The organism is Shewanella sp. SW24 (assembly GCF_025653395.1).
Lineage (GTDB): Bacteria > Pseudomonadota > Gammaproteobacteria > Enterobacterales > Shewanellaceae > Shewanella > Shewanella oncorhynchi.
The window spans coordinates 12,003-36,544 of the sequence record NZ_JAKKSH010000031.1; the positions used below are offsets into that span (position 1 = coordinate 12,003).

Below are 24,542 nucleotides of genomic sequence, written 5' to 3' on the forward strand. Positions count from 1 at the left end.
AAGTTAGATCTCCTATTTTTTATGCATTTTACATAAAAAATAGGTTGACATGTACAAATATAGTAATTGATACTGACGGTGTAGGTAAACTGTAGGTTTATATAAAGGGGTTTGTATGAGTGATACTGGTAAATTTGAATGTGATTTTTCACTAAATGGAGTAAAAATCCTACTTGAAAGTGATCAGTTACAAGAGTCATTTAAGAAGGTAATCATTATCAGTAGTATTTTTTGTATTACAGCCTTAGCGTTTATAGCTATATCAAAAAGTAAAACTATGACTCTAATGAGGTAGATATACCTATATAAAACGGAAAATAGAGCTATCAGCAGGTCGTTGTGGGTGTTCTTAATAATTAACTTAGCCGAACGCGACCAGCTAGAAATGCGGATCTGACTATTTTGTCATGCATTTTTGAAATGCCAGTTCCCGTTCTTTCTTGAGTTGAGTTAAGTCTTTACTGGGCAGGTTATTAGTGTTTGAATTTTTGCCAATATTTTCAAACTCCTTTGGTAATTTATAACCATAGTTAGGTCGAATTTGTTCTTCTGATTGCAATTTACAATAGGAATATTTGTGGTAATAAGGTGATATTTGCGTAATTGAAAATGCTACAGCAAGTAGAATAACACTAAAAATCAATAAGTTTTTCATATTGTTAATGTTTTGATGTTCATTTTGATTAACATAAGCCATTGTTATTTAAATATCTAGACTAATTATTCTTCTGGAAGATCCATATCATCTGAACTTTTGCCGCAGTCTGACAGCTTGTGTAAGCCGCCCCACCCCTGAACATCAGCCGCGGGGCTTTCCCACCCTCAAATGAATATGCCACTGGCGCCCGATAAACCCCTCCTTCGCCCTGTTCCGCCCTCAACCCTGTGCCTTTATAGCTGAGACAAACAGCGCGGCACAGCGTTTGCGGGCTCATTGCTGCTTGGCTCATACAGTCGCATGTCGGGGTAAAAACAATGGTAAGGCCCGTCATTGCGACAGTATGGCCCGCAGCAATGCGGGCTCAGTCTGCCACGCCCAATGCCTGTTTATCGGGCGCCAGTGGCATATAAACCCGCCCTTGCCCCGCGGCTGATGTCCTACGCCACGCCCGAAGCCTGTGGGGCGGCTACCCTTAGTCCTGCATTTCCCTGTTTGTATATTTGATTTTGTAACTTTTTCAAGATTTATAACGTAGGTTGTTCGTGTAAATCGGGGGCTGGCGGTGTAGATCTGTTCGGATCGGTGGCCTTGTTCGGGGAAAAGGTTATTTTTGTTTTTTTTCGGTTGTATTTGTTCGGAAAAAACCTAATTTAAATCGGTTGTTTTGTGCGGGTTATACGGTGGTTTATTTCGTTCATTTCTTGCGGTTTTAAACTGGCGGCAGATCTGGGCCTTTAAAGCGTCCCACCCGTTGTAAGGTAGCACCGCCAGCGCGTAAAGCAGCTCGTAGCAGGTCACGCGGGCGGGCAAAGGCTTGGCTTTTGCTCCCTCCTTCGCCCTGTTCCGCCCTCAACCCTGTGCCTTTAAAGCTGTGACAAACAGCGCGGCACAGCGTTTGCGGGCTCATTGCTGCTTGGCTCATACAGTCGCATGCCGGGGTAAAAGCATGGGGAGGCCCGTCATTGCGACAGTACGGCCCGCAGCAATTCGGGCTCAGTCTGCCACGCCCAATGCCTTATAAGGTTTAAGCCTTTTTCCCGCCCGCGCGACCACATCACCGCTTTATGCGCTGGCGTTGCGCTAATTCGCCCACCCACTGCTTCACTAAATCACAAGCAAAAATCGATACCAAAAGCCCGCTGGCACAAAGCACGCCTAGCGGCCACCGCATCCCCCGCCCTCCAACGCTGCGCCCCCTTTTAAAAGCTTTTTTGCGGGGGTGCAGCAGGGCGTGTCGCGGTATGCGTTAAAATGTACTGGTTATATCATCAGTATAACTGTAGTATACGTGATCATTAATGATCAGCAAATTATCCACGTAATGACTATATATTCCTTGAAAGAAGCTTCATCTTACTTATCTATATCAGAGCAAACGCTGTATAGGTATATAAAAAATAAAAATTTTCCTGCTCGTAAAATTGGCAAACAATGGCGTATTCATAAGGATGCATTGGATTCATGGTTAAAGCTTGAAAATGCTTCTGGTTTTCATCCTGAAAATGTGAAGGCAAATATTGTTGATATAAATAACAATAACTTAAAGTATATTGATCTGTTTTGTGGTATCGGTGGTTTTCACCAAGCTGGTTTAAACAATGGTATGTCGTGTGTGTTTGCTAGTGATAATGATAAGTTTGCACAAGAAACCTATGAGAGTTGGTATGGTATGCGGCCTCATGGTGATATTACTGAATTCACTAAAAATGAAGTATCTCTAAAATTAATTCCAGATTTTGATGTTTTATTTGCAGGTTTTCCTTGTCAACCATTTAGCTATGCAGGTAAAGGTGAGGGTTTTGAAGATAAAACAAGAGGTACACTGTTTTTTCATGTTGCCAAAATTATAAAAAATAAAAAACCGAAAATGTTTTTATTAGAGAATGTTAAAGGTTTGAAATCTCATAATAAGGGTGACACTTTAAAGTTGATTAAGGAAACGCTAATTAATTTGGGTTATGTGATTTTTGATGATGTTTTAAATAGTTATGACTTTGGCGTTCCACAGTCTCGAGAGCGTTGGTTTTGTGTTGGTTTTCGTCAGGACCTAAATATTAATGATTTTAAATTTACTCAAGGTTCTGGCGTTAAAACTACTCTTTCAGATATTTTAGAATCATCACCTTCTAAAAATGATGCACCGTCTATACCCGATTTTGAAAAAGAAAGGATTAAATTCCATTTTGATAATATGCATAAATTTTCTGATGGTAGAGTATTGCATGATAATTCAAAATATGGAGTACAAACCAAAAAAGGTCGCCATGGTGTATATTCTTTCTTAAAAAAAGATAAAACGCTTCGTTTTCATATAGGTGATGTGGCTAAAACACAAATCCAAGAAGCATATTATGTCCATAAAGATACTTTTGCACCAGCAATTATAGCTAATCGTAGGCCAAAACTTTGGGATTTGGGGCGATTTTTATCAGTGAAAGAGTGCATGGCTTTGCAGGCATTTCCTATTGAACTTGAGTTTCCCGTGTCAAATGCACAGGCGCTAAAACAGCTTGGTAACTCAGTTTGTGTAAAAGTCATCGATTCTATTGTGAATGATATGGTAAAAATGCTTCACACTTCAGATGAAATGAGGTTAAATAACATAAAATCAGCATCTTAGGGCTTTTTATGTTTTTTTCTGTAAACACTTTCAAAAATGCATTAGACAATATTAAAAATAATGGTGGCTTTGATAATGGTTTCATAGGTTTTTTATATATTTATAGGGCTGTTTCTTTGAAACAGCCCGTAAAGCTACTGTCTTTATTAAAATTTGATCCTGTATTTGTTAGTCATGAATTGTCTTCAGCATTTTCATTTTCAGATTATCATATAAAAGTAAAAAAAGAAGATGCTATCATTATTTCTAAAAATTACGTAAATGATGTTTTTTCATTGTTGCTTGGGAATAAAAAAATAGATATTTTTGCTTTTGCAACGATATGTTTTAATAATTTCGACTTAGATAGTTTAGAAAAGGATTTTATTGTTAACTATTTCAAGGATTACTTTTATCTTTCTGATGAGGCAATTGAACTCTGGTTTAGTACTTCTGGTGGCGTAGATATAGACTTTTCTGATGTTAATGATGTTGAAGGGAAAAAGAAATATTTTGAAGAGGATTTTAGCGATAATCACTGTATTGATTTTAAAAAGAACGTTTTAAACAAAAAAAATGCTGGTGACTGGGGGGCGAGTCCTTATATTCAGAAGTTTAAACCTACAACTAAAGTTGCGGATATTGCTGCAGTCATTCATTCTGATTTATTATTTGGATACTTAGAAAATTCTATTGTTAGTATAGCTGAATTAGAATGTCCTAATGGATTTAAGAGTTCTAATGTTATTTTTTACGGTGCGCCAGGTACAGGTAAAAGCCATAAAATAGATAAGTTAGCTACTGATGATAATAGCACTAGAACAGTTTTTCATTCAGAAACACAATATAGTGATTTTGTTGGTTGCCTAAAACCTTGCATGGATGGCAGTAATATAAGTTATCAATTTAGACCTGGTCCTTTTACTTTAGCTTTAGTAAAGGCGGCTAACGATGCTACTAAACAGTATTTTTTAGTTATTGAAGAAATTAACCGAGCAGCTGCAGCTGCTGTGTTTGGTGATATTTTCCAACTTTTAGATCGTAGAGGTGACGGCAGAAGTCAGTATGCAATCGATGTAGTGGATATGGATTTTAAGCACTATTTAGAAAATAACTGCCCATCTTTATTAGTCAGAGGAAGGTTAATTTTACCAAGTAATCTATCACTGTTAGCCACGATGAACAGTAGTGATCAAGCTGTGATGCCGATGGATTCTGCATTTAAGCGTCGTTGGCAGTTTGAGTATGTCAGTATCGAAAGTGATACATACCCTCGTGGTCATTTTAACCTTAATGCTGGTGCCGATATTTTAACAGTGTCATGGGAAAACCTTTCTAAAGTCATTAATGATCAGCTTGCAGGGGTACAAATACCGGAAGATAGACTATTAGGCCCTTGGTTCGTTAATGAAAATGAACTGCAAAATTCACAGGCTACACTTGCTGGTAAGTTGGCTATGTATCTTTGGGAGGATGTATTAAGGCATGCCCATCGTGAAATTATTTTTAATACTGATAAATATCCAACTTTATATCAACTGATTAAAGGTATTAATGCTAACGAAATGGTCTTTAGTGACTCCATTATCATTAAATTACGTAAATTAGGTGAACCGTTAACCCCTGCAGAGGCTTAAGCAGATGGAACACCAATTACGTGTATATCATGACCGGTCTTATCTTAGCTCTCTGCCTGCAAAGATTAAGCAGGAGCTAAGTAAGCACTCCTTACTTTCTGATAAAGATAAAAGCGTGAAGTTTTGTGGGTTGATAGTTGCTGATGGCATTGCGCATGTGTTTTCACCCCGCAACGCTACACTCAACAACAGCGATGAAAAATCGCTTAAATCTCAGGCTTCACAACTCATACAGGCTATTTACCGTTACTCACTAATATCCAATAGCATAAAAAATGCGAATGATGAAGGTAGTGAGCTTATTGGAGATTCACAATTAGGTCTGATTATTGAGTTGGTAACGGATTTCCAAAAAAATGGGTTGTACACTCATAAGTATTCTGTAAGTGTAAAAAATACAGGTAAACCTGACTGGAAAAAAACAATATCTAATTCTATAGCATTTTTGAGCAGTCGAGGTCCGGTTTACTTTGATATACATGGTAAAAAACAGCATTTTAATCAAGACAATGAAATTTCCAAAATTCACGCAGGGATATTAACAATATTGTTTGAAAGGTTTGGCTGGTTATTCTCTAATGCATCAAATTCATTACTTAAATTGAAGCTGATAGACCGTTGCAAGTTAAGTGAAAATAATCAACTTAGTCTTATTACAAAAGAAATGAATAATGTTTACTCAGACCGTGACATTAGATTACTCTCCAACTTAAGACGCTTTATTACAAATGAAATAGGTCGAGATTCATCGGTTGAAATCATGGGGATTCGTTCATTTCATGTCATGTGGGAGCACATGTTAAGTCGGGTTTTAGAGAATGTCATTGATGTAAATAAGCTCTTACCTAAACCGTCCTATAAGATGTTAGACAGCCATGGTGATGTTAAAGTCATCGATGCTAATAGAAATGGGCAACGGACCGATATCGTTGTTAAGCAACCCGAACATGAGCATTACTGTGTTATTGATGCAAAGTATTACGGTGCTCATTCAATTGAGTCTGTTCCAAAATGGGAAGATTTGGTTAAGCAGTTTTTCTATGTCACCGCGCTAAAAACGATCATACCGTCAGGGGCTTTAGTCAATAACGCGTTTATTTTCCCTGGTGAGCAAGGACCTGTGAAATCAATTCATATGCGTAATCAAAGTGATAGCACTCTGTTAGATGCTACCTATCCGCCCATAACGTGCTATTACATCTGTCCAAATGACGTTATTAATGCATATATAAAAAGCCAAAAGCTTAAAAATCAACCTTTTTGGTATTTGCCTGTCGAGTCAGTTGTTAGCTAGCGACAACCGTTCCTTGTCGCAAATTTACAGCCTTCTGTGCAGCCTTTAGCGCTTCTTCGATGGAGTACTCAAGGCCGCCATCCCATTCCGAACCGTCTTTACAGATAGCCCATTCAAAACCTTCATTGTTTGGATCTGGATTAGGTTCGATATAAATTTGATAGTCGAGATATTCTTCTTCATAGGTGGTTTGCATAACTAAGTCCTAGGTGTTTAACCATTCAATTATCAACGAGTTTACTTGTGATATCTACGGTCGATAAGTCTCATTAATGATTGACTTGTACTGCACTAAATCGGCTTTTAAGCTCATTAAGGTAAAGCACAATATCGGCCACGGCTTCCAGTTCGACTAGCGCGTGGCCCGCTTTCGTCTGTAGCTCAGGATATTCGTCATCACCCAAGTTCTCCGCTTCAACCACGGTATAGCGACAATTGCTTTCATCTTCGCGCTTTTCGACTGCGCAGTGGTCAACCCACAAAATGTAATAGGTGCTATCAAGCTCAAAATGAAAACTTGGGCACATATCGTTGTCATCACTCTGATCAACTAAAAACGGGTATTCGCTCAGTTTAAAGCCGAGTTCAAAAAGGTTTCCAAATGCTTTGAGATAGCTATTCATGGGACTTATCACCAGTAGAAATTTTGTTCATTATAAAATGATTCCGTTACTAAATCAAATTTTATGTATTTCAAATGAAGTTCATTTGTATTACATTTTTATTTTTTTAAAATATTTTATATTGCTTTTTCAGAGGGTTATTTTAAATTTTAGTTTTGTCACACGAGAGACGTCTTAGTGTGACAGATCGTCATTTTTGAGTAACAGAATCAAGTTATTTGGCTAGCAGTATCGAGATCCGTTCTAGTTTGTGATGGTCGTTGATATCGATTTCGGCTACTGGTTTGCTTAAATCTTGGTGGCAAAGTTGCCAGAATTTGCCATGTTCAACGAGATAATAACCCCTTGGGTTAAGATCTAATATACATAAATTCATGCACACGGAATCATTCACTAAAGCGCAAATCTGGTGGCAAGTCATACACAATCCTTGTGGTGATGTATTTCAAATGAAATACATTTTACCTATAAAATTCTGAATCTATTCTGTTTCCATTCATAAGCATCAATAATGCCTTTATCATAAAAACCTGCCCAATCGTAGAAGAACGGGATAAAGCCGCTATCCCCTAGCAGCTTCATTAGCATGATACACAACACGACCACCACAAAACTGATGGCATACTCGACGGGATCACCGGTGCGAAAGCGACCACCAAATAAGTGAAAGCGTCGGTCGCTGTAAGGCGAAAATGGGACGCCGGTGACTGTCATGGCATCGGTGATGATGTGGGAAAATCCACCCCAAGCAAAAGCGGTTAACATGCCGTAAAAATCGAATAGAAATGTGGTAGCCAGTGCTGCGATAAGCCAGTGAGTGAGGATGTGCGTTGGCCCTCGGTGTTTTATATGCCGGCCAGTTAGTTTTACTAGCCACTCCATCCAATCGGGCGCAGTGGCGCCAATGACCACAGGCGCAACATGGATCGGTGAAATTACCGCACAAATACTGCCAGCGATAAGTGTATGGTTAATCCACTTCATCGAAATAGCACCATTGCTGGGTTTCGTCGTTGAAGTACATATCTTTAGTGAATGTCGTTGTCCTTCCTTCTCGGTATTCTTGTTCCGCTATAGCGGCAAGTTCGCTCAAGTCATTCATGCAATGCATGGGGAGTTCTGGCTGTAACCAAAAATTGGCAAAAGCGGTAATGTAAAATACAGCGCTAGTGATTGAGCTATAGATGATGACTCGTTTCCAACGCATGGTTTTCATAGCGTTCCCTTGCTTATTTGGATTTTGGTAAAAAGGCAATTTGCTTTAAATAATCATTGAGCACAGGTGCCTTTTGGTCGTCACACATCGCAATGATTGCAAGGCGAAATTGCACCGCTTCGGCACTGTACTTTGTCACATTACGTTGTGCTTCTGCGACCTTTTCCATCATGGTGATCTGTTCTTCCGTTGGCGCTATCCCTTTACCCACTCGCACAATCGCCCGTGCTTCTAGCGCCATATAAAGCCCGATTTCACGATAGGCAAAATTACGATTGGCGAGTGCCTGGGCAAAACCAGCGACGGCTTCTGCGGTACGCGTTCGGCGTAAATATTCGCGGTCCCGGGCGCGGCTATCTTCGCTATCCGATAACAGCGGAATTTTACCGACTACCCCTATGTAATGCTCACTCAACGCGGGCCAGCCGCTGGTGTCATATTGATCACTCACGCGCCGATAGCCAGCGACTAAATCAACATCAATCTTAAATTTTGATTCTTCTGGATAGCAGTTAAGCGCGGCTGAATAAATGGTGTCGGGATCAATTTCAGGAGCGGGTAAAAGCGAGGGAATAGGATCTTGGTATTGTGTATCGCCCTGCAGCCGTGGCACTTCAAATGGTCTAATGTCTGGCTTCTGTTCTTTGTCGTTCCAAGGATCACGGGCGCATGCTGTATTGCTTAATAAAATGCCGCTTATCCACAGAAAATGTGCATATCTTTTAATCGGCACGAGCTGATCTCCGGCCGGTGCCAAGCATTTGGAAACCACCTAAGACGATAGCAGCTTCCCAAACGCCAGCGGCAGCAAACCCCACTATTAGCATCCACATTAGCACTTTAGTTGAATCATAACTGGCATCACTTTCGAGGCGGGTTCGCTGGGGCGCTCCACGTTCAACAATTGTTCTTAATGTGGGTGGTAGGCGGTTTTCAGAGCTGCAGCTAATTATCCAGTATTTGGAACCGAGCACACATTGGCGGGCAACCTGCAGTTTACGGCCCGTTAGCCGGTGCGCATCATCGAGAAACAGCAGCGTTTTAGTGGTATGGAGATAATTGCTAAGGGCTTCCAGCTTGTGTTTTTGGCTGAGTTTGTACCATTTTCGTGGGGGCTCATCGGCCGCTAATGCTCGTTCACATTCTACTTCGGCCCACCAGGCTTCTACGTGTGGGGCATCAATCCAATCGGTGATCGGTTCAAGAGCGCTCAAATACAGCGGTTCTTCTTGGATTTTTGCGCCCCAAATATCAGCCCAATTTTCATAAAGTCGCACTAGCCAGCGGGTTTTTCCTGAATCGTGAGCGCCTTCGATTAAGTGATTTTTTTGCCGCGACAGGCTGGTTTCGGTACGTTGGTTTGAAGGGGCGAAACGACGGGGCGCATCGACGATAAGCGCGTGTTTATAAGCGGCACCGTTGGCGCGTGGAGCTGTGCTTTTTAGCTTGAGAAAGCGCATAGGCTGCGTCCTTGCATGTTCGGGTGTCCCGTGTTTATTTTCGGTCAAAAATTATAAATTTTTGCGAAGCATAAGGGGGGACAAAAAACACCTTCTATAAGGTTAGAGCAGGATCGGAAACTGTGCTAAAAAAACGTTCGTTAATCTCGGGCAGTTAGATGACGATTTGTAGGCATCTCAAGTGTTGTAAAAAGGTTTATGTATTTCAAATGTAATACATTTTCACTCTGTGTGGCTGTGGGCGTTAATTGATTATTTTGAACATATAAAGTGGTTGATAGTTGGCTCAAAGATCACGGTATGAGGTTATATTTTTGATTAAAAATATCGGAAAAGTATAATGAATTTTTTATTTTACAATCATAGTATTATGCGAAAATTTCTCACTAGCATCTTCATCATTCTATCTCTACTTTCTTGCAATTATGCAATTGCTAAAGCTGACATTGTCACCACATCAAAGGTACTCGGCTGTACTTCTATCATGCGCCTAGCTAAAGACTATCCAAATGCAGATAAAGTATTCAGTAAAGCAGCAAATGTACTTGTTGCTAATGGGTATGCAACTGCACAGATCGCAGCAATAGCGGCTAACGAAGCGATATATTTAACACATGAAGCAGTCCTTACCAGAGCTGTGAAAATTGATAATGATACATCAGGAGTTGACATTGCTAAGCAGTCATTAACTTACTCTGGTTGCGAAAGAGCAATCTCGGATTTTCTATTAAAAAATTAGATTATTCATTATATTGGTGTTTTTTTTAGCTATACATAATCACTTAAATGTATTACATTTGTCCTACATTTTTAGTCGAGGGTGTGCAGTGAAAACGCTAGCAGTGATTAATCAGAAGGGTGGTGTTGGTAAGACAACCACAGTGATCAACTTATCTGCGCAATTAGCGCATGAAGGTAAACGGGTTCTGGTCATTGATTTAGATCCCCAGGCAAATTTAACGGTCGTGATGACAGGCGGCCAATACGAATTTGAACACTCGATCACCGATGTATTCGAGTCCTCGAAAAAGTGCCCTATTCAACAGGCCATCATGCCGGCTCAATCCAACGGTGAAGCTATCGCTAATCTGTGTATTTGCCCTACTGATATTCGCCTAAGCCGCGTGATTGAACAGAGCCTCACCAAAGTTCACCGTGAACGCATTTTATCCAAGCAGCTTGAAGCTATTGCTAGCGACTTTGACATCGTGATCTTAGATTGCCCGCCTAACCTTAGCCTGACATCGGTTAACGCCATGATGGCCGCCGATATGTTCCTGATCCCCGTTGATGGAGGTTCATTCTCACTCAATGGTTTGGCTGATCTGCTCGATGCTTTAGAAGAAGTGAAAGAAACCGAGCAAGTGAATTATGCGGTATTCCGTAACGAATTTGCCAAAGCTAATAAGTTGATTAATAACTTCCTCGATGAGCAATTAGCCTCACTCGAAGGCAAAGTATTAGCGACGACGATTCGCCGTTCAGAGGATATTGGACAGGCCAGTGTATGCGGTCAAACTTTGCTGAGTTACAAGCCGAGTAGCCCCACGCTAACCGACTATAAGAGCCTGGCTAAAGAAGTCATGCAACGAATCAATGTATAACAAGTGTAATACATAACATGAGCAAATTAACTGGTGTTACTGGGCTAAGTAGACGTAGTTCTGCTAAAGAAACCCAAGAAAGTTCAAAGCCACAAGAAAAAATTACCACGGTTTCAACCCGCCGTAATATCACCACGGGCACCTCACCCATGCCGTTGCGATTAACCGAAAATGATAGAGCAGATCTGAATTTATGGCTGGAAGCCTTAGAGGCGGAATCAGGTAAAAATATCACTGCAGCTAAACTATTTCGTGGCCTGATCAGTATGCGCGATAAGATCAATACCAAGGCGTTGATCCGTTCAATCAATGATGTGACTTGATAAATAAGTATATCCAACAGATGTGTAGGGGTCGTCTCAGAAAACGGAAAATAAAGCACGCTAAGCCGGTGGCAGCGGTCGCAATGGCCTGAACTTCCCCGCACCGACCTTGGCACTGCTGCGCCATAGGTAATCGCCGGTCAGGTTGATATGCTCCCACCCCAGCGGGGACAGATATTGCAGCAACGTGTCGTCCAGCGCCATGCCGTGGGCACGCAAAGCACTGGTGGCACGCTCCAGATAGACCGTGTTCCACAACACGATGGCCGCCGTCACCAGATTGAGGCCGCTGGCCCGGTAGCGCTGCTGCTCAAAACTGCGGTCGCGGATTTCACCCAATCGGTAGAAGAAGACCGCCCTGGCCAGCGCGTTGCGCGCCTCGCCCTTATTCAGCCCCGCATGGACGCGGCGGCGCAGCTCCACGCTTTGCAGCCAATCCAGAATGAACAGCGTGCGCTCGATGCGCCCCAGCTCGCGCAGGGCGACGGCCAAGCCGTTTTGGCGCGGATAGCTGCCGAGCTTGCGCAGCATCAGCGAGGCCGTCACCGTGCCCTGCTTGATCGAAGTGGCCAGCCGTAGGATTTCATCCCAATGAGCGCGAATAGCCTTGATGTTCAGCCTGTCGCTGCTAATCATCGGCTTGAGTGCATCGTAGGCAGTATCGCCCTTGGGAATGAACAGCTTGGTGTCGCCCAGGTCGCGGATGCGCGGCGCGAACCGGAATCCCAGAAAGTGCATCAGGCCGAACACATGATCGGTGAAGCCCGCCGTGTCGGTGTAGTGTTCCTCGATACGCAAGTCAGACTCGTGGTACAGCAGGCCATCGAGCACATAAGTCGAGTCGCGCAAGCCGACGTTGACCACCTTGGCGCTGAAGGGCGCGTATTGGTCGGAGATATGGGTATAGAACGTCCGCCCAGGGCTACTTCCATACTTCGGATTGATATGCCCGGTGCTCTCTGCCTTGCTGCCGGTTCGGAAGTTCTGGCCGTCCGACGATGACGTGGTGCCGTCGCCCCAGTTTCCGGCGAAGGGTTGTCGATACTGTGCGTTCACCAGCTCGGCCAGCGCCGTCGAATAGGTTTCGTCGCGAACGTGCCAGGCTTGCAGCCAAGACAGCTTGGCGTAGGTGGTGCCAGGGCAGGACTCGGCCATCTTGGTGAGCCCAAGATTGATACCATCAGCCAGAATCGTCGTCATCAGCAAGGTTTTGTCCTTGGCCGTGTCGCCGGTCTTCAGGTGTGTGAAGTGGCGCGTGAAGCCCGTCCATTCATCGACCTCCATCAGCAACTCGGTGATCTTGAGGTGCGGCAGCAACATCGCCGACTGGTCAATCAAGGCTTGCGCGGCGTCTGGCACCGCTGCGTCCAGCGGCGTTATCTTCAGGCCCGATGCAGTGGTGATGATGGCGTCCGGTAAGTCGTTGGTCGCCGCCATGCGGTTGACTGTGGCGAGTTGCGCCTCCAATAATTCCAGTCGGTCATGCAGATATTGGTCGCAGTCGGTGGCCACGGCCAGTGGCAATTCGCTGGCCAGCTTCAAGGTGGCGAACTTCTCGATCGGCACCAGGTATTCGTCGAAGTCCTTGAACTGACGCGAACCCTGCACCCAAACATCACCAGAGCGCAGTGCGTTCTTCAGCTCCGACAGGGCGCATAATTCGTAGTAACGCCGGTCAATACCCTCGTCGGTCAGAACCAGCTTTGCCCAGCGCGGCTTGATGAATGCGGTTGGCGCATCGGCGGGCACCTTGCGCGCGCTGTCGCTGTTCATGCCGCGCAGCACGTCGATGGCATCGAGCACACCCTTGGCGGTGGGCGCGGCGCGCAGTTTGAGCACGTCCAGGAACTGCGGCGCATAGCGGCGCAGCGTGGCGTAACTCTCGCCGATATGGTGCAGGAAATCAAAATCTGCAGGCCGCGCCAGCGTTTGCGCCTCGGTGACGCTGGCGGCGAAGGTGTCCCACGGCATGACCGCTTCGATGGCGGCGAACGGATCGCCGCCGTTTTGTTTGGCTTCAATCAGCGCCTGACCGATGCGCCCATACATCCGCACCTTGTCGTTGATCGCCTTGCCGGAAGCCTGGAACTGCTGTTGATGCTTGTTCTTGGCCGCATTGAACAGCTTGCCGATGATGCGGTCGTGAAGGTCGATGATTTCATCAGTGACGGTGGCCATGCCTTCGATGGCCAGTGCTACCAAGGTGGCGTAACGCCGCTGCGACTCGAACTTGGCCAGGTCGGCGGGCGTCATCTGGCCGCCCTCGCGGGCGATCTTGAGCAAGCGGTTTTGGTGTACCTGCCGTTCGATGCCAGCAGGTAGGTCAAGCGCTTGCCAGGCTTTGAGGCGTTCGATGTGTTCAAGCATGTGGCGCGAGTTAGGCTTGGCGGGCGATTGGCGCAGCCACGCTAGCCACGTCATTTTGCTACCATCCTTGCGCTTGAGCAGTTCGTCCAGGCGCTGGCGATGGACAGGTATCAAGGAATCGGCCAATGCCGCATGGATGCTCCGGTTGGCACGGGTAATGGCCTCGGCGCTTGCGCGCTCGATGGCATTCATGGCGGGTAGGATGATGCTCTGCCGCCGCAGGTTTTCAACAAGGGTGCTGGCCAGCACAATGCCTTTGTCTGTTTGCAAGGCCAGTTCGGTCAATGTATGCACGGCTTGCCGGTAGTGACTCATGGTGAAGGGCTTGAATCCAAACACCGTTTGCAGCTCGACCAAGTGCTCCCGCCGTGTCTGCTCGCGCTGGCCGTAATCGTTCCAGCTTTCCACCGGCACCTTGAGTTGTGCGGCCACCATGCGCAGCAGGGGCGGAAACGGAGGCTCATCGATGCCCAAGAAGATGCCAGGGAATCGCAAGTAGCAAAGCTGCACGGCGAAGCCCAATCGATTCGCAGCGCCGCGACGCTGGCGGATCACCGATAGGTCGGTTTCGTTGAACGTGTAGTGCCGTATCAGTTCGTCTTTGGCATCTGGTAGTGCCAGCAGGCTTTCGCGCTCGGTGGCGGACAGGATTGAGCGGCGCGGCATGATCAGTCTTCCCGCAGGTACTGGTACAAGGTTTCGCGACTGATGCCGAAGTCACGGGCCACCAAGGTTTTTTGATCGCCTGCCGCGACTCGCTGTTTCAACTTGGCAATTTGTTCGCTGTTCAGCGATTTCTTTCGTCCCCGGTAGGCACCGCGCTGCTTGGCCAGCACGATTCCCTCGCGCTGGCGTTCGCGGATCAGTGCGCGCTCGAACTCCGCAAAAGCCCCCATGACCGACAGCATCAAATTGGCCATCGGTGAGTCATCGCCGGTGAACGCCAGCCCTTCTTTGACAAACTCCATCCGCACGCCCCGTTGTGTCAGCCCCTGAACGATGCGGCGCAGGTCATCGAGATTGCGTGCCAACCTGTCCATGCTGTGCACCACCACGGTGTCGCCCTCGCGCACAAAGGCCAGCAGCCTTTCAAGTTCGGGACGTTGCGTGTCCTTTCCGGAAGCCTTATCGGTGAATACCTTACCGACTTCGATTTGCTCCAGTTGCCGATCAGGGTTCTGGTCGAAGCTGCTGACGCGGATATAGCCGATACGTTGACCTTGCAAGATGCCTCCAAAGGTAAAAGTGTCAGGATGAAATCTATTACCCTTGGCGGCTTGTGTCAATAAATACAAACTACAACTCTATTCTGACGTGCTTTGCGCCAAGCATCTGACATCAGGTTAGGGTATGCCTCAATCTGACGGCTGCGAACCGCCAGGGACAGGCGCAATGTCAGATTCTGTCGCGGCCTTGGCGCGTGCCTGGAAGCGTTCATAGCAATCCAGCCCGCAGAAATGTTCGACGTATTCCGCGCCTTCCGGGGTGAAGGCGGCATCGAGCGGAATTTCTTTGCAGCATACGCAGCAGGTGGTGCAACTGGCAGTGTTCGGGGCGTTTGCGTTCATGGTGGTACTCCTCCAGATTGGTAGCGAAGCTCAAAGCTGCCCACTCTCGGCTGGCTGGGAAGCGGTCATGATCTTCCCTTGAAGGCCCGCAGCAGCCGCGTCACAGACAGGACAAACAAGCCGGTCAGCGTGAGGGCTGCAATACCCCAGTGCTCCCCGATGAACGCGCCGGCCGTCGTGCCGGCTAGCACAATGGCGAGAATCGGCAAATGGCAGGGACAGGTGAGCACGGCCAGCGCGCCCCACAAGTAGCCGGTGATCGGTTTGTGCGTCTCAGACGGCAAGTGCTCTGGGCTGTTCATGGCAGACTCTCCGCGTGCTGTGCCGGTTCGGTTGGCATGGCGGCCAGTTGCATTTCGAGGCTGGCCAGGGCCTCGCGCCGACGCTCGACGAGTTGCCGCAACACGGCAAGCTGCGCAGACGCACCGTCACCGTCCGCAGCATCCAGCGCCCGGCACAGCCGCGCCAGTGCGTCCAGGCCGATACCCGCTTCGAAGGCAGCCCGTACAAAGCGCAGCCGTTGCAACGCGGTGTCATCGAACAAGCCGTAGCCGCCCGTGGTGTACGCGACCGGCCGTAGCAATCCGCGCAGCAGGTAGTCGCGCACGATATGCACGCTCACCCCGGCATCAAGGGCCAGCCGGGACACTGTGTAGGCGCTCATTGAACACCTCCTTTTCCTCATCCGGCGCAGCACGAAAGCTGCTTCACGTCCTTGCTGAAGGTCTGCGCCGCGAGCTTCAGCCCTTCGACCATGGTCAGGTAGGGGAACAATTGGTCGGCCAGTTCCTGCACGGTCATACGGTTGCGAATGGCGAGCACCGCCGTCTGGATCAGTTCACCCGCTTCCGGGGCCACCGCTTGCACGCCGATGAGCCGTCCGCTACCTTCCTCGATGACCAGCTTGATGAAGCCGCGTGTGTCGAAGTTGGCAAGCGCACGCGGCACGTTATCCAGTGTTAGCAGGCGACTGTCGGTCTCGATCCCGTCGTGATGTGCTTCCGCCTCGCTGTAGCCCACGGTGGCGACCTGCGGGTCGGTGAACACCACGGCCGGCATTGCGGTCAGGTCCAGGGCCGCATCGCCGCCAGTCATGTTGATCGCCGCACGAGTGCCGGCCGCTGCCGCCACATAGACGAACTGCGGCTGGTCGGTGCAGTCGCCGGCCGCGTAGATGTTCGGGCTACTGGTGCGCATGCCCTTGTCGATGACGATGGCCCCCTGCGCATTGACGGCTACCCCCGCCGCTTCCAATGCCAGGCTGCGCGTGTTCGGTGTCCGGCCGGTGGCGACCAGCAGCTTGTCGGCGCGCAATTCACCGTGCGTGGTGGTCAGCACGAATTCACCGTCCATATGGGCGACCTGGCTGGCTTGCGTGTGCTCCAGCACCTCGATGCCCTCGGCACGGAAAGCGGCTGTCACCGCCTCGCCGATGGCCGGGTCTTCACGGAAGAACAAGGTATTGCGCGCCAGGGCCGTGACCTTGCTGCCCAGCCGGGCAAAGGCTTGCGCCAGCTCCAGCGCCACCACCGACGAGCCGATTACGGCAAGGCGTTCGGGAATGGTGTCGCTCGCCAGGGCCTCGGTGGAAGTCCAGTAGGGTGACTCTTTCAAGCCCGGAATCGGCGGGACCGCCGGGCTGGCACCCGTGGCGACCAGGCAGCGGTCGAACATCACGACGCGCTCGCCACCCTCGTTCAAACTAACGATAAGGCTCTGGTCGTCCTTGAAACGCGCTTCACCGTGCAGAACGGTGATGGCTGAATTGCCGTCCAGGATGCCTTCGTACTTGGCATGACGGAGTTCTTCGACACGGGCCTGCTGCTGGGCCAGCAGCCGCTCGCGCAAGATCGTCGGCGGTGTGGGTGGCATGCCGCCGTCGAATGGGCTTTCCCGGCGCAGATGGGCGATGTGGGCGGCGCGGATCATGATCTTGGACGGCACACAACCGACGTTGACGCAGGTGCCGCCGATGGTGCCGCGCTCAATCAGCGTGACCTGCGCGCCTTGCTCGACGGCCTTCAGTGCTGCCGCCATCGCGGCTCCACCGCTACCAATGACGACGACCTGCAACGGGCGTTCGTTGCCACTGGGCTTATCAGCGGCCCCTATCCAGCCGCGCATCTTGTCGAGCAGGCCGGCGCGGTTGTCCGTCGGTGGCGCATCGGCAAGCGTTGCCTCGTAGCCCAGTCCGGCCACGGCGGTAGTCAGCGCATCCGATGACGTGCCCGCCTCAATGGCGAGTTGCGCTGTGCCCTTCGGATAGGACACCAGCGCCGATTGCACGCCGGGCACTTTCTCCAAGGCTTCCTTGACGTGAGCCGCGCACGAGTCGCAGGTCATCCCGGTGATTTTCAGGGTGGTCATGTATTTTTCCTTTTCTGTGGTGGCTACGGCTGTTGCCGTCAGCCACGTTGTTCTGGCAATTCACAGCTGTCCGGCCCGCAGCGGCGATGTGCTGGCGAGATGAAATCCCAGACCGACACCCCAACCATCAAGGCCAGGCCGACATAGAGCAGTCCACCGCTCTGCCAGCCGTAAGCCCGCATTAAAAACACCGCTGCCAGTACCAAGATCGGGCCTATCGTGCCGAGCGCCGTGCGTCGCCACTGTCGATGATTGAGCCAAGCGATAGCATTGGCGAGTAACGCGATGCCGGCGAACATCGGCAGCAGGATGCCAATGAATAGCCCCTCGTACTGGCTCAAGAAGCCCAGTCCGATGGCCGCGCCAAAGCTGGCGATGGCAGGAAAACAGGCGGCGCAGCCCATCGCGGAAACGACGCTGCCGAGCGCGCCGGTTTTGCCAGCGATGCGCGTGATGAGTCCCATGTGTCGCTCCCGAGTTCGGTTAACGGATCAGCGTTTGAGGCTGGACGGATAGCCCGCGTCCTCGGTCGCCTTGGTCAACTTCTGGACGTTGGTCTTGGCATCGTCGAAGGTGACGACGGCCTGGCGCTTGTCGAAACTTACGTCGGTCTTGCTCACGCCCTCAACCTTGGAAAGCGCGTGCTTGACAGTGATCGGGCAAGAGGCGCAGGTCATGCCAGGCACGGACAGCGTGACGGTCTGGGTGGCGGCCCACACGGGGGCAACAACGGCAGCGAGGGCGAGGGCGGCAAACAGTTTTTTCATGATGAACTCCTGTGATTAATAGAAAAATGGCATGACGTAGGGAAATCCGAGCGAGACCAGGACCAGCGCGGCCACGATCCAGAAAATGAGCTTGTAAGTAGCTCGCACTTGGGGAATCGCGCAGACCTCACCCGGTTTGCAGGCTTGCGCCGGGCGGTAGATGCGCCGCCAGGCGAAAAACAGCGCGACCAGCGCTGCGCCGATGAAGATCGGGCGATAGGGTTCCAGCACCGTCAGGTTGCCGATCCATGCCCCGCTGAACCCCAAGGCGATCAAAACCAGCGGCCCCAGGCAGCAGGCCGACGCAAGAATGGCGGCCAGCCCACCGGCGAAGAGCGCGCCGCGCCCGTTTTGTGGTTCAGACTTTTGTGGTTCAGACTTTTGTGGTTCAGACTTTTGTGGTTCAGACATACGCTTGTCCTTTCAAATTTGGTTTGGATAGCTTAAGCTTACTTCCGTAGTTATGTACGGAGTCAAGCGATATGCAAATTAATTTTGAGAATCTGACCATTGGCGTTTTTGCCAAGGCGGCCGGGGTCAATGTGGAGACCATCCGGTTCTACCAGCGCAAGGGCCTGCTGCCGGAGCCAGACAAGCCCTATGGCAGCATTCGCCGCTATGGCGAGGCGGATGTAACACGAGTGCGGTTCGTGAAATCGGCCCAGCGGCTGGGCTTTAGCCTGGACGAAATCGCCGAGCTACTGCGGCTGGAGGATGGCACCCATTGCGAGGAAGCCAGCGGCCTGGCCGAGCACAAGCTCAAGGATGTGCGCGAGAAGATGGCCGACTTGGCACGCATGGAGGCCGTGCTGTCTGAACTGGTGTGCGCCTGCCATGCGCGGAAAGGGAACGTTTCCTGCCCGCTGATTGCGTCACTGCAAGACGGAACGAAGCTCGCTGCATCGGCGCGGGGGAGTCACGGGGTGACTACGCCTTAGCGTGCTTTATTTTCCGAATTCTGAGACGACCCCAACTAGCGAAATGTTACAGATTTAATAGGGGTCTTAGTCTGCGAATCTTCATGGGAGACGGGACTAATCAGAGCCCTCGCTCTTGGATAACATTAGACGCTCGCGCGCAAAATTCCACCCATTCCGATAAGGCGGCGTATAGAGCCTTAGCGGCATCTGAGGTTGGCGCGTACTTATCTCTGTCGCAAGCCCATCTGGTGAACCGCTTCAGGGTATGCAGGCATCGTAGTCAGTGTCTGAGGGTCGGTTGAGGTCAATTTTGACTTCAAGAATCTAGACGTGGAGGGGAGGCCTCATGCCCGGCAAGACTTTAATTTCCATTGGCATGAGGCGCATGTTATTCGTGAACAGGCAAGATCCAAGTTTAAGCTTGTTTACTGATATTTTGCGGAGCCGATGAACTTAGAGAAATGCTCGCACCATATTTGGACCGTTGTAAACTCGTTGACGTTGACGCTTGCAGGAATGGTTTTCTTGAAATTCCCGAAGTTTTTCAATTCGCCAATCAGAATTGCTTCTTTCTTTATGTCCAAAAACGATTCTTTGTCGGTGGCTTGTTTCTTTGTCAGGTAAATTTTGTAGTCTGGACCAGGTGCTACATCACCTTTAAATACAATTTCGTTATCCGTAACAAAAAGTTGTCCATTCGCCCAGTGAAGGGCGTCGCTGCCTTTCTGATCTTTCTTGAACTCTCCGCTATACTTTGCCACCTTTTGCACTTCTTCAATTTCGGCGATGGTGGCGTTTTCTTGTGCTGTCAAAATCGGAAGTATATAGATCCCTAGCCCAACTCCCGCGCCAAACAGAGCCAGGTGGGACGCGAGCAGAATTATTTTTAATTGCTTTTTCATGGGTTGCCTCATGCAGTGAGTTATTTGGTGTGTCCATCATAATAGCTGGTTGCAGGATCTGAGTGCAACACGGTTATTGAATTGAAGCGGGAGCATCATGCCGCATCACCACGGCTTCTTGCATCACTTCGCCCATCACCTCGATCGGGCATTTGAAGTCGAAGCGTTTGCGCGGTCGCATATTCAGTTGCAAAGCGATGGCGTCCAGGGCTTCCTGACTATGCACCGACAAGTCCGTGCCCTTGGGCAGGTACTGGCGGATCAGTCCATTGATGTTCTCATTGCTGCCGCGTTGCCAGGGGCTGTGCGGGTCGCAGAAGTAGATCGCCACCCCGGTCCGCTGGGTGATCTCGGCGTGCCGCGCCATCTCCCGGCCCTGGTCGTAGGTCATGCTCTTGCGCACCGCCAGCGGCATGCCATTGAGCGCCGCACTGAAGCCCTCCAGCGCCGAGGTCGCCGTCGCGTCGGCCATCTTGATCAGCATCAGGTAGCCGCTGGTACGCTCCACCAAGGTGCCCACCGCCGAGGCATTGGCCTTGCCCTTGATCAGGTCGCCCTCCCAATGGCCTGGCATCAGCCGGTCTTCGACCTCCGGCGGGCGCACGTGGATGCTGAGCATTTCAGGGATCTGGCCGCGCCGATCGACGCCGCCAGAGCGCGGCCTGCGACTCGTCTTGCCCTGGCGCAGGCAGATGATCAGCTCCTTGCGCAGGCCACCGACCGGCAGGGCGTAGATCGCGTTATAGATCGTCTCGCGGCAGACGTAGGCCTCTCTGAGGCTGGGTATGTTCATGCTGCGCAGCTTGCCGGCAATCTGCTCGGGAGACAAACCCTCACGCAGCATATGGACGACCAGCTCGAAGCGCTCACTGCCCGGCAGCAGCTTGCACTGAGGCCTGCAGACCTGGCGGCGGACCTGCATCTGCTGCTGGGCAGCACAGGCCTGGTAGCGGGTGCCAGGGGCCCGGTTGCGGCGCAGCTCCCGGCTGATGGTCGAGGGGGAGCGGCCGAGCATCCGGGCAATTCGCCGCTGGCTGAAACCTTGGGCAAGGCCGAGTTGAAGGGTCGCACGTTCGGGGATACTGAGTTCGTGATAGGACATAGTGGCAGCACCGTACCGGAAAGGTCAGGTGTTGCACTCAGTTTTTGCGGCCGCCGTGCGTGATATGGCTTTGAGGGGAGGTAGTCGAAAGAATATTGGTATCTTTTGGGAGTTCTAAGTTTCGACCCGTCACTGGTAAATTCTGGCGCATAAGAGCCTCAAGGGTTGGCTGTTTTATTTTATTGTATTCGGCATTAAGCCCAATTTCTTGAGCGTTACGATAAAGCTAAATAACTGTGCGAAATAGTAGATCACTCAGGTAAGGGAACTCAATGCAGTTTGCGCGATCAGATCAGTCGCCAAACAAACCAAACCCACAAACGCATTGAGTATGAACAAAATAGCATTTTTGTACGGCGCTGAACAATGATTGACGATCTAACGCTCCAGAACCAAATCAGGGATCTGGCTTTAGCGAGTCGGAGCGAACCGACCGATGGTTGGCGTACCGAAGAGCTTGACCCTAAGTTGTGGAACGGTTGGCGTAAAATGATTCAGGGGGACCGGCTAGAAATCGCTGAATACGATCTGACGGCTAAGGTTAGCCAAGGGGACTCTCCTAGTGACAAGCCCGGAGTGGTTGAAGGTCTAAAACAAAGAATAAGGGCTTACAACTTTAGTAAACAAAGGACGTCATCAATAGCAGTGATATAAAAAGTTATCTTTGCCGCCCCGATAAGGCTTTACGGGGCGACTAAGTCTCACCCAACCGACAATTCCGATAGTTTCAGAATAAGCTTTGAGTTTTCTAAGATTGGAATTACTACACCACAGCACGTACTCGAGATACTACAAATAGCTTTTTGGTAGGACCGATACCGAATAAATATCCATAATACATCAGGAGAAACTTTTTTTAATTTTCTGTAACCGGTCATAAATCAGTGGCGGATAATTTGCATGATATTCACCACACTCTGGGCAATGCTCTTGTTTTAGGTACGCTTGATTGTCGAGATCTTGATAAGGAAAAACGCTGAAGAGAAGTTCGTGCTGCATAAGCGTTTTATAAAAACTCTTATGATAAGGTGCAATCTCGCTGTCTTTGATTTTGTCGAAATATAGGTCAACGCTGTTCAAAATGCTCATAATTTCTTTAACCCCGTCGAACCTTAAAATGTCGTCATCTTTGTGAATATCAACATCTAAGCTCTCTAGATCCTCAATGAAACATTTAATCGCTCGCCGGGAATGCAAAAGGATCATTTGCGACTTGCCATCAATCATCTTTTCCTGATCGTAGCTAAAATTTTTAATGTTTCTTTCGACGAACATATAAAGTTCGTGAAGCTGATTCAACTCGTGCCTCAGTTGCTCCTTCGTATATTCCTTTTCGATTTGCTGATGGAGGATGCCATTAGCGTCAATCTGAGCTTTTAACACCAGAAAGAGAAGCACTGAACCCAGAATTTGTACAAATGGGCTTGAAATACCTCCAAGAACATCTCCTATTTCGCCATAACCTTTCAAATATTGCAGCGGAAGAAGAGGTGCAAACAAAGGGATAAGCAGGCAAGCCGCACCACCAATGACTATGACCCAGAAAGCTATTTTGGTAACAGGAGAGTTATAGATATTCATTTTTACACCTTTTCAGAATTTTCTTTTCTGTACGCGCTAGGAGTTTTGCCAATTTTTTTCTTAAACAACTTTTGAAAGTGTTCATGTGCCGGATACCCAATGGCTTCACTCACTTCGGGAACAGACTTACCGGATTCTTTAAGCAGCTGCTTTGCTTTTTCAAGCCGACAATAGGTTAAATAATCAAGAGGTGTCATGCCTGACAGCTCCTTAAATTTGACGCTGTAGTTCGTACGCGACATCCCCGCAATCCCGGCGAGATCGTCAAGACCCCATTTTTTATCGAGACTATGATGAATAGCTTCCAAGGTTTTGCTGAGTTGCGGATTTTCGATCAGTTTGAAGAATCCAGCATTTTTATTGGATTTGTACATGTGGATTCTTAACGCTTGCACGAAGATAATTTCGGTCAGCTTTCTGACTAACGTGTTGCTTCCAGGAAGCCCTGATTTTGCTTCCTGCTCTATAATACTTAAAAGCATGGCAAGCCAAGGCGAGTGGGAGTTATCAGCACTCTTGATATGCACGACATTTGGCAGCGAATTTAAGAATGGATGATCGGGTCCGCCATTAAAACAAAAATGTCCGCAAACGACGTTGGCTTTGAGCTTGCTCTGATCACCGTATTCCAAAACTTGAGCTTCGGTGAGGTTGGCTTTAGCTCTAAATTCGACCGCAGGCTCGGCCTTGATTTTTGGTGCACTGGCCATGGTGTGCTCCATCCCTTTGAAAAAGATCAAAATATCGCCCTGCTCCGCCAATGCTTTAAGTTTAAGTTTTGGCACCTCATACCAAAACTCGCCATGAGTCACGATGTGAAATCTCGCTAGATTCTCTTCCTGCGGGAGGCTGATGCCCCAGTCTCCCGCAAATGAGGTTCTATACCAGTAGCTGCTAGTAAGCTCTACCTTATCTAAAATTTCACTGAGAACATCCATATATAGCTCCTACGTAAACTGTCCAATAGGTCATGTTATACGAACTATTGAACATATTATATCTATTTTACATGCTGTAAAGTCAGTCTAATCAGTAAGTGGATGAAAACTAAGGAGGCTTTATGAAACTAGATTATGTGATCGTTGCCGGAGGGTGTTTTTGGGGTCTCGAAGACCTCCTTAGGAGTCTGGACGGTGTGACGTCAACGAAGGTGGGCTACTCTGGCGGAGATTTTGATGATCCTACCTACGCCGATATTATAACAGGGAAAACGGGGCACGCCGAAGCGGTTCGCGTGGAATACGACCAAGACGAAATATCTCTCGAAGAGATTCTACATTACTTTTTCAAAATCCATGATCCGACTACGAAGAATCGCCAAGGAAATGATGTTGGCACTTCGTATCGCTCGGCAGCGTTCTATCGTGACGATGCACAGAAAGCGATTATCGAAAACGTGATTGATGAGGTCAATGAGATCGGTCGCTTCGAGAATGAAGTGGTCACGACCGTCACCCTGGAAACAGAATTCTACGACGCTGAGGCATATCACCAAAACTATTTGCAGAGGAATCCCAGCGGATACTCTTGCCATTTTGAAAGAGACTAAAT

The 24,542-nt window shown here is 48.8% G+C and carries 31 protein-coding genes; 10 read left to right on the plus strand and 21 right to left on the minus strand.

Annotated elements, in window-relative coordinates:
- Nucleotides 1–115 precede the first annotated feature (115 nt).
- Complete coding sequence (locus tag L5M17_RS19315) at nt 116–295, plus strand: hypothetical protein (RefSeq protein ID WP_263148879.1); 180 nt, start codon at nt 116–118, stop codon at nt 293–295.
- A 1,075-nt stretch (nt 296–1,370) separates the two neighbouring features.
- Here the strand turns inward: L5M17_RS19315 and L5M17_RS19320 are convergent.
- Nucleotides 1,371–1,583 (minus strand): hypothetical protein, encoded by a 213-nt coding sequence (locus tag L5M17_RS19320; RefSeq protein ID WP_263148880.1) that lies wholly within the window; start codon nt 1,581–1,583, stop codon nt 1,371–1,373.
- 414 nt (nt 1,584–1,997) lie between these two features.
- On the opposite strand from L5M17_RS19320, the gene dcm reads away from it, so the two are divergent.
- The 3 genes from dcm to L5M17_RS19335 are packed head-to-tail and all read left to right on the plus strand — an operon-like array spanning nt 1,998 to nt 6,191.
- On the plus strand, nt 1,998–3,281 hold the full coding sequence (gene dcm, locus L5M17_RS19325) for a DNA (cytosine-5-)-methyltransferase (protein WP_263148881.1): 1,284 nt from the start codon (nt 1,998–2,000) through the stop codon (nt 3,279–3,281).
- An 8-nt stretch (nt 3,282–3,289) separates the two neighbouring features.
- On the plus strand, nt 3,290–4,897 hold the full coding sequence (locus tag L5M17_RS19330) for an AAA family ATPase (RefSeq protein ID WP_263148883.1): 1,608 nt from the start codon (nt 3,290–3,292) through the stop codon (nt 4,895–4,897).
- Between the two features lie 4 nt (nt 4,898–4,901).
- Complete coding sequence (locus tag L5M17_RS19335; protein ID WP_263148884.1) at nt 4,902–6,191, plus strand: LlaJI family restriction endonuclease; 1,290 nt, start codon at nt 4,902–4,904, stop codon at nt 6,189–6,191.
- Here the strand turns inward: L5M17_RS19335 and L5M17_RS19340 are convergent.
- The 7 genes from L5M17_RS19340 to L5M17_RS19370 all read right to left on the minus strand — a co-directional run bounded on the left by L5M17_RS19340 (nt 6,184) and on the right by L5M17_RS19370 (nt 9,490).
- Complete coding sequence (locus tag L5M17_RS19340; protein WP_263148885.1) at nt 6,184–6,387, minus strand: hypothetical protein; 204 nt, start codon at nt 6,385–6,387, stop codon at nt 6,184–6,186. The genes L5M17_RS19335 and L5M17_RS19340 overlap by 8 nt on opposite strands.
- A 73-nt stretch (nt 6,388–6,460) precedes the next feature.
- Entirely contained in the window at nt 6,461–6,814 is a 354-nt protein-coding gene (locus tag L5M17_RS19345) for a hypothetical protein (protein WP_263148886.1), read from the minus strand.
- A gap of 214 nt (nt 6,815–7,028) precedes the next feature.
- Nucleotides 7,029–7,235, minus strand: coding sequence for a hypothetical protein (locus L5M17_RS19350; protein WP_263148887.1), 207 nt, complete (start codon nt 7,233–7,235; stop codon nt 7,029–7,031).
- 44 nt (nt 7,236–7,279) lie between these two features.
- Nucleotides 7,280–7,798, minus strand: coding sequence for a metal-dependent hydrolase (locus L5M17_RS19355; protein ID WP_263148888.1), 519 nt, complete (start codon nt 7,796–7,798; stop codon nt 7,280–7,282).
- Nucleotides 7,785–8,030, minus strand: coding sequence for a hypothetical protein (locus L5M17_RS19360; RefSeq protein WP_263148889.1), 246 nt, complete (start codon nt 8,028–8,030; stop codon nt 7,785–7,787). The genes L5M17_RS19355 and L5M17_RS19360 overlap by 14 nt, the downstream gene beginning before the upstream one ends.
- Nucleotides 8,031–8,043: 13 nt before the next feature.
- Nucleotides 8,044–8,763 carry a hypothetical protein gene (locus tag L5M17_RS19365; protein ID WP_263148890.1) on the minus strand — a complete coding sequence of 240 codons (720 nt, stop codon included), beginning with the start codon at nt 8,761–8,763 and terminating at the stop codon, nt 8,044–8,046.
- Nucleotides 8,753–9,490 (minus strand): hypothetical protein, encoded by a 738-nt coding sequence (locus tag L5M17_RS19370; RefSeq protein ID WP_263148891.1) that lies wholly within the window; start codon nt 9,488–9,490, stop codon nt 8,753–8,755. Before L5M17_RS19370 ends, L5M17_RS19365 begins: the two co-directional genes overlap by 11 nt.
- A gap of 340 nt (nt 9,491–9,830) precedes the next feature.
- Between L5M17_RS19370 and L5M17_RS19375 the strand changes: the two genes are divergently transcribed.
- The 3 genes from L5M17_RS19375 (at nt 9,831) to L5M17_RS19385 (ending at nt 11,417) form a co-directional block, all read left to right on the plus strand.
- Nucleotides 9,831–10,229, plus strand: coding sequence for a hypothetical protein (locus L5M17_RS19375; protein WP_263148892.1), 399 nt, complete (start codon nt 9,831–9,833; stop codon nt 10,227–10,229).
- Nucleotides 10,230–10,317: 88 nt separating this feature from the next.
- Nucleotides 10,318–11,094: a ParA family protein gene (locus tag L5M17_RS19380; protein ID WP_263148893.1), complete on the plus strand. Its 777-nt coding sequence runs from the start codon at nt 10,318–10,320 to the stop codon at nt 11,092–11,094.
- Nucleotides 11,095–11,111: 17 nt separating this feature from the next.
- Nucleotides 11,112–11,417, plus strand: a complete 306-nt coding sequence (locus L5M17_RS19385; protein ID WP_259522146.1) for a hypothetical protein — start codon at nt 11,112–11,114, stop codon at nt 11,415–11,417.
- 60 nt (nt 11,418–11,477) lie between these two features.
- On the opposite strand, the gene L5M17_RS19390 is transcribed toward L5M17_RS19385, so the two are convergent.
- The 9 genes from L5M17_RS19390 to merT form a co-directional block, all read right to left on the minus strand.
- Nucleotides 11,478–14,450 carry a Tn3 family transposase gene (locus tag L5M17_RS19390; RefSeq protein ID WP_105934544.1) on the minus strand — a complete coding sequence of 991 codons (2,973 nt, stop codon included), beginning with the start codon at nt 14,448–14,450 and terminating at the stop codon, nt 11,478–11,480.
- Nucleotides 14,451–14,452: 2 nt separating this feature from the next.
- Nucleotides 14,453–15,010: a recombinase family protein gene (locus L5M17_RS19395; RefSeq protein WP_004213590.1), complete on the minus strand. Its 558-nt coding sequence runs from the start codon at nt 15,008–15,010 to the stop codon at nt 14,453–14,455.
- A gap of 129 nt (nt 15,011–15,139) precedes the next feature.
- Nucleotides 15,140–15,352, minus strand: a complete 213-nt coding sequence (locus tag L5M17_RS19400) for a DUF3330 domain-containing protein (RefSeq protein WP_000993245.1) — start codon at nt 15,350–15,352, stop codon at nt 15,140–15,142.
- A 65-nt stretch (nt 15,353–15,417) separates the two neighbouring features.
- Complete coding sequence (merE, locus tag L5M17_RS19405) at nt 15,418–15,654, minus strand: broad-spectrum mercury transporter MerE (protein ID WP_001087807.1); 237 nt, start codon at nt 15,652–15,654, stop codon at nt 15,418–15,420.
- On the minus strand, nt 15,651–16,016 hold the full coding sequence (gene merD / locus L5M17_RS19410; RefSeq protein WP_001277466.1) for a mercury resistance co-regulator MerD: 366 nt from the start codon (nt 16,014–16,016) through the stop codon (nt 15,651–15,653). The genes merE and merD overlap by 4 nt, the downstream gene beginning before the upstream one ends.
- A gap of 17 nt (nt 16,017–16,033) precedes the next feature.
- On the minus strand, nt 16,034–17,719 hold the full coding sequence (gene merA, locus L5M17_RS19415; RefSeq protein WP_000209296.1) for a mercury(II) reductase: 1,686 nt from the start codon (nt 17,717–17,719) through the stop codon (nt 16,034–16,036).
- Nucleotides 17,720–17,757: 38 nt separating this feature from the next.
- Nucleotides 17,758–18,183, minus strand: coding sequence for an organomercurial transporter MerC (gene merC / locus L5M17_RS19420; protein ID WP_000522996.1), 426 nt, complete (start codon nt 18,181–18,183; stop codon nt 17,758–17,760).
- Nucleotides 18,184–18,210: 27 nt separating this feature from the next.
- Nucleotides 18,211–18,486, minus strand: coding sequence for a mercury resistance system periplasmic binding protein MerP (merP, locus tag L5M17_RS19425; protein WP_000732275.1), 276 nt, complete (start codon nt 18,484–18,486; stop codon nt 18,211–18,213).
- Between the two features lie 15 nt (nt 18,487–18,501).
- Nucleotides 18,502–18,897 carry a mercuric ion transporter MerT gene (gene merT / locus L5M17_RS19430; RefSeq protein WP_001294653.1) on the minus strand — a complete coding sequence of 132 codons (396 nt, stop codon included), beginning with the start codon at nt 18,895–18,897 and terminating at the stop codon, nt 18,502–18,504.
- Between the two features lie 71 nt (nt 18,898–18,968).
- Here merT and merR point away from each other — a divergent pair, with 71 nt between their 5' ends.
- Nucleotides 18,969–19,424 (plus strand): Hg(II)-responsive transcriptional regulator, encoded by a 456-nt coding sequence (gene merR, locus L5M17_RS19435; RefSeq protein WP_001166628.1) that lies wholly within the window; start codon nt 18,969–18,971, stop codon nt 19,422–19,424.
- Between the two features lie 407 nt (nt 19,425–19,831).
- On the opposite strand, the gene L5M17_RS19440 is transcribed toward merR, so the two are convergent.
- Both L5M17_RS19440 and L5M17_RS19445 read right to left on the minus strand, forming a co-directional pair.
- Complete coding sequence (locus L5M17_RS19440) at nt 19,832–20,308, minus strand: DM13 domain-containing protein (RefSeq protein WP_011711661.1); 477 nt, start codon at nt 20,306–20,308, stop codon at nt 19,832–19,834.
- A gap of 73 nt (nt 20,309–20,381) precedes the next feature.
- The gene (locus L5M17_RS19445; RefSeq protein ID WP_011711660.1) at nt 20,382–21,410 is read right to left on the minus strand and encodes an IS30-like element ISShes10 family transposase; all 1,029 of its coding nucleotides are present in this window, start codon (nt 21,408–21,410) and stop codon (nt 20,382–20,384) included.
- A gap of 366 nt (nt 21,411–21,776) precedes the next feature.
- On the opposite strand from L5M17_RS19445, the gene L5M17_RS19450 reads away from it, so the two are divergent.
- Nucleotides 21,777–22,064 (plus strand): hypothetical protein, encoded by a 288-nt coding sequence (locus L5M17_RS19450; protein ID WP_004911214.1) that lies wholly within the window; start codon nt 21,777–21,779, stop codon nt 22,062–22,064.
- Between the two features lie 186 nt (nt 22,065–22,250).
- Here L5M17_RS19450 and L5M17_RS19455 read toward each other — a convergent pair whose 3' ends face one another.
- On the minus strand, nt 22,251–22,991 hold the full coding sequence (locus L5M17_RS19455) for a hypothetical protein (RefSeq protein ID WP_011711659.1): 741 nt from the start codon (nt 22,989–22,991) through the stop codon (nt 22,251–22,253).
- Nucleotides 22,992–22,993: 2 nt separating this feature from the next.
- The gene (locus tag L5M17_RS19460; RefSeq protein ID WP_002123001.1) at nt 22,994–23,929 is read right to left on the minus strand and encodes an AraC family transcriptional regulator; all 936 of its coding nucleotides are present in this window, start codon (nt 23,927–23,929) and stop codon (nt 22,994–22,996) included.
- A gap of 122 nt (nt 23,930–24,051) precedes the next feature.
- Between L5M17_RS19460 and msrA the strand changes: the two genes are divergently transcribed.
- On the plus strand, nt 24,052–24,540 hold the full coding sequence (gene msrA / locus L5M17_RS19465; RefSeq protein WP_011711658.1) for a peptide-methionine (S)-S-oxide reductase MsrA: 489 nt from the start codon (nt 24,052–24,054) through the stop codon (nt 24,538–24,540).
- Nucleotides 24,541–24,542: the final 2 nt, after the last annotated feature.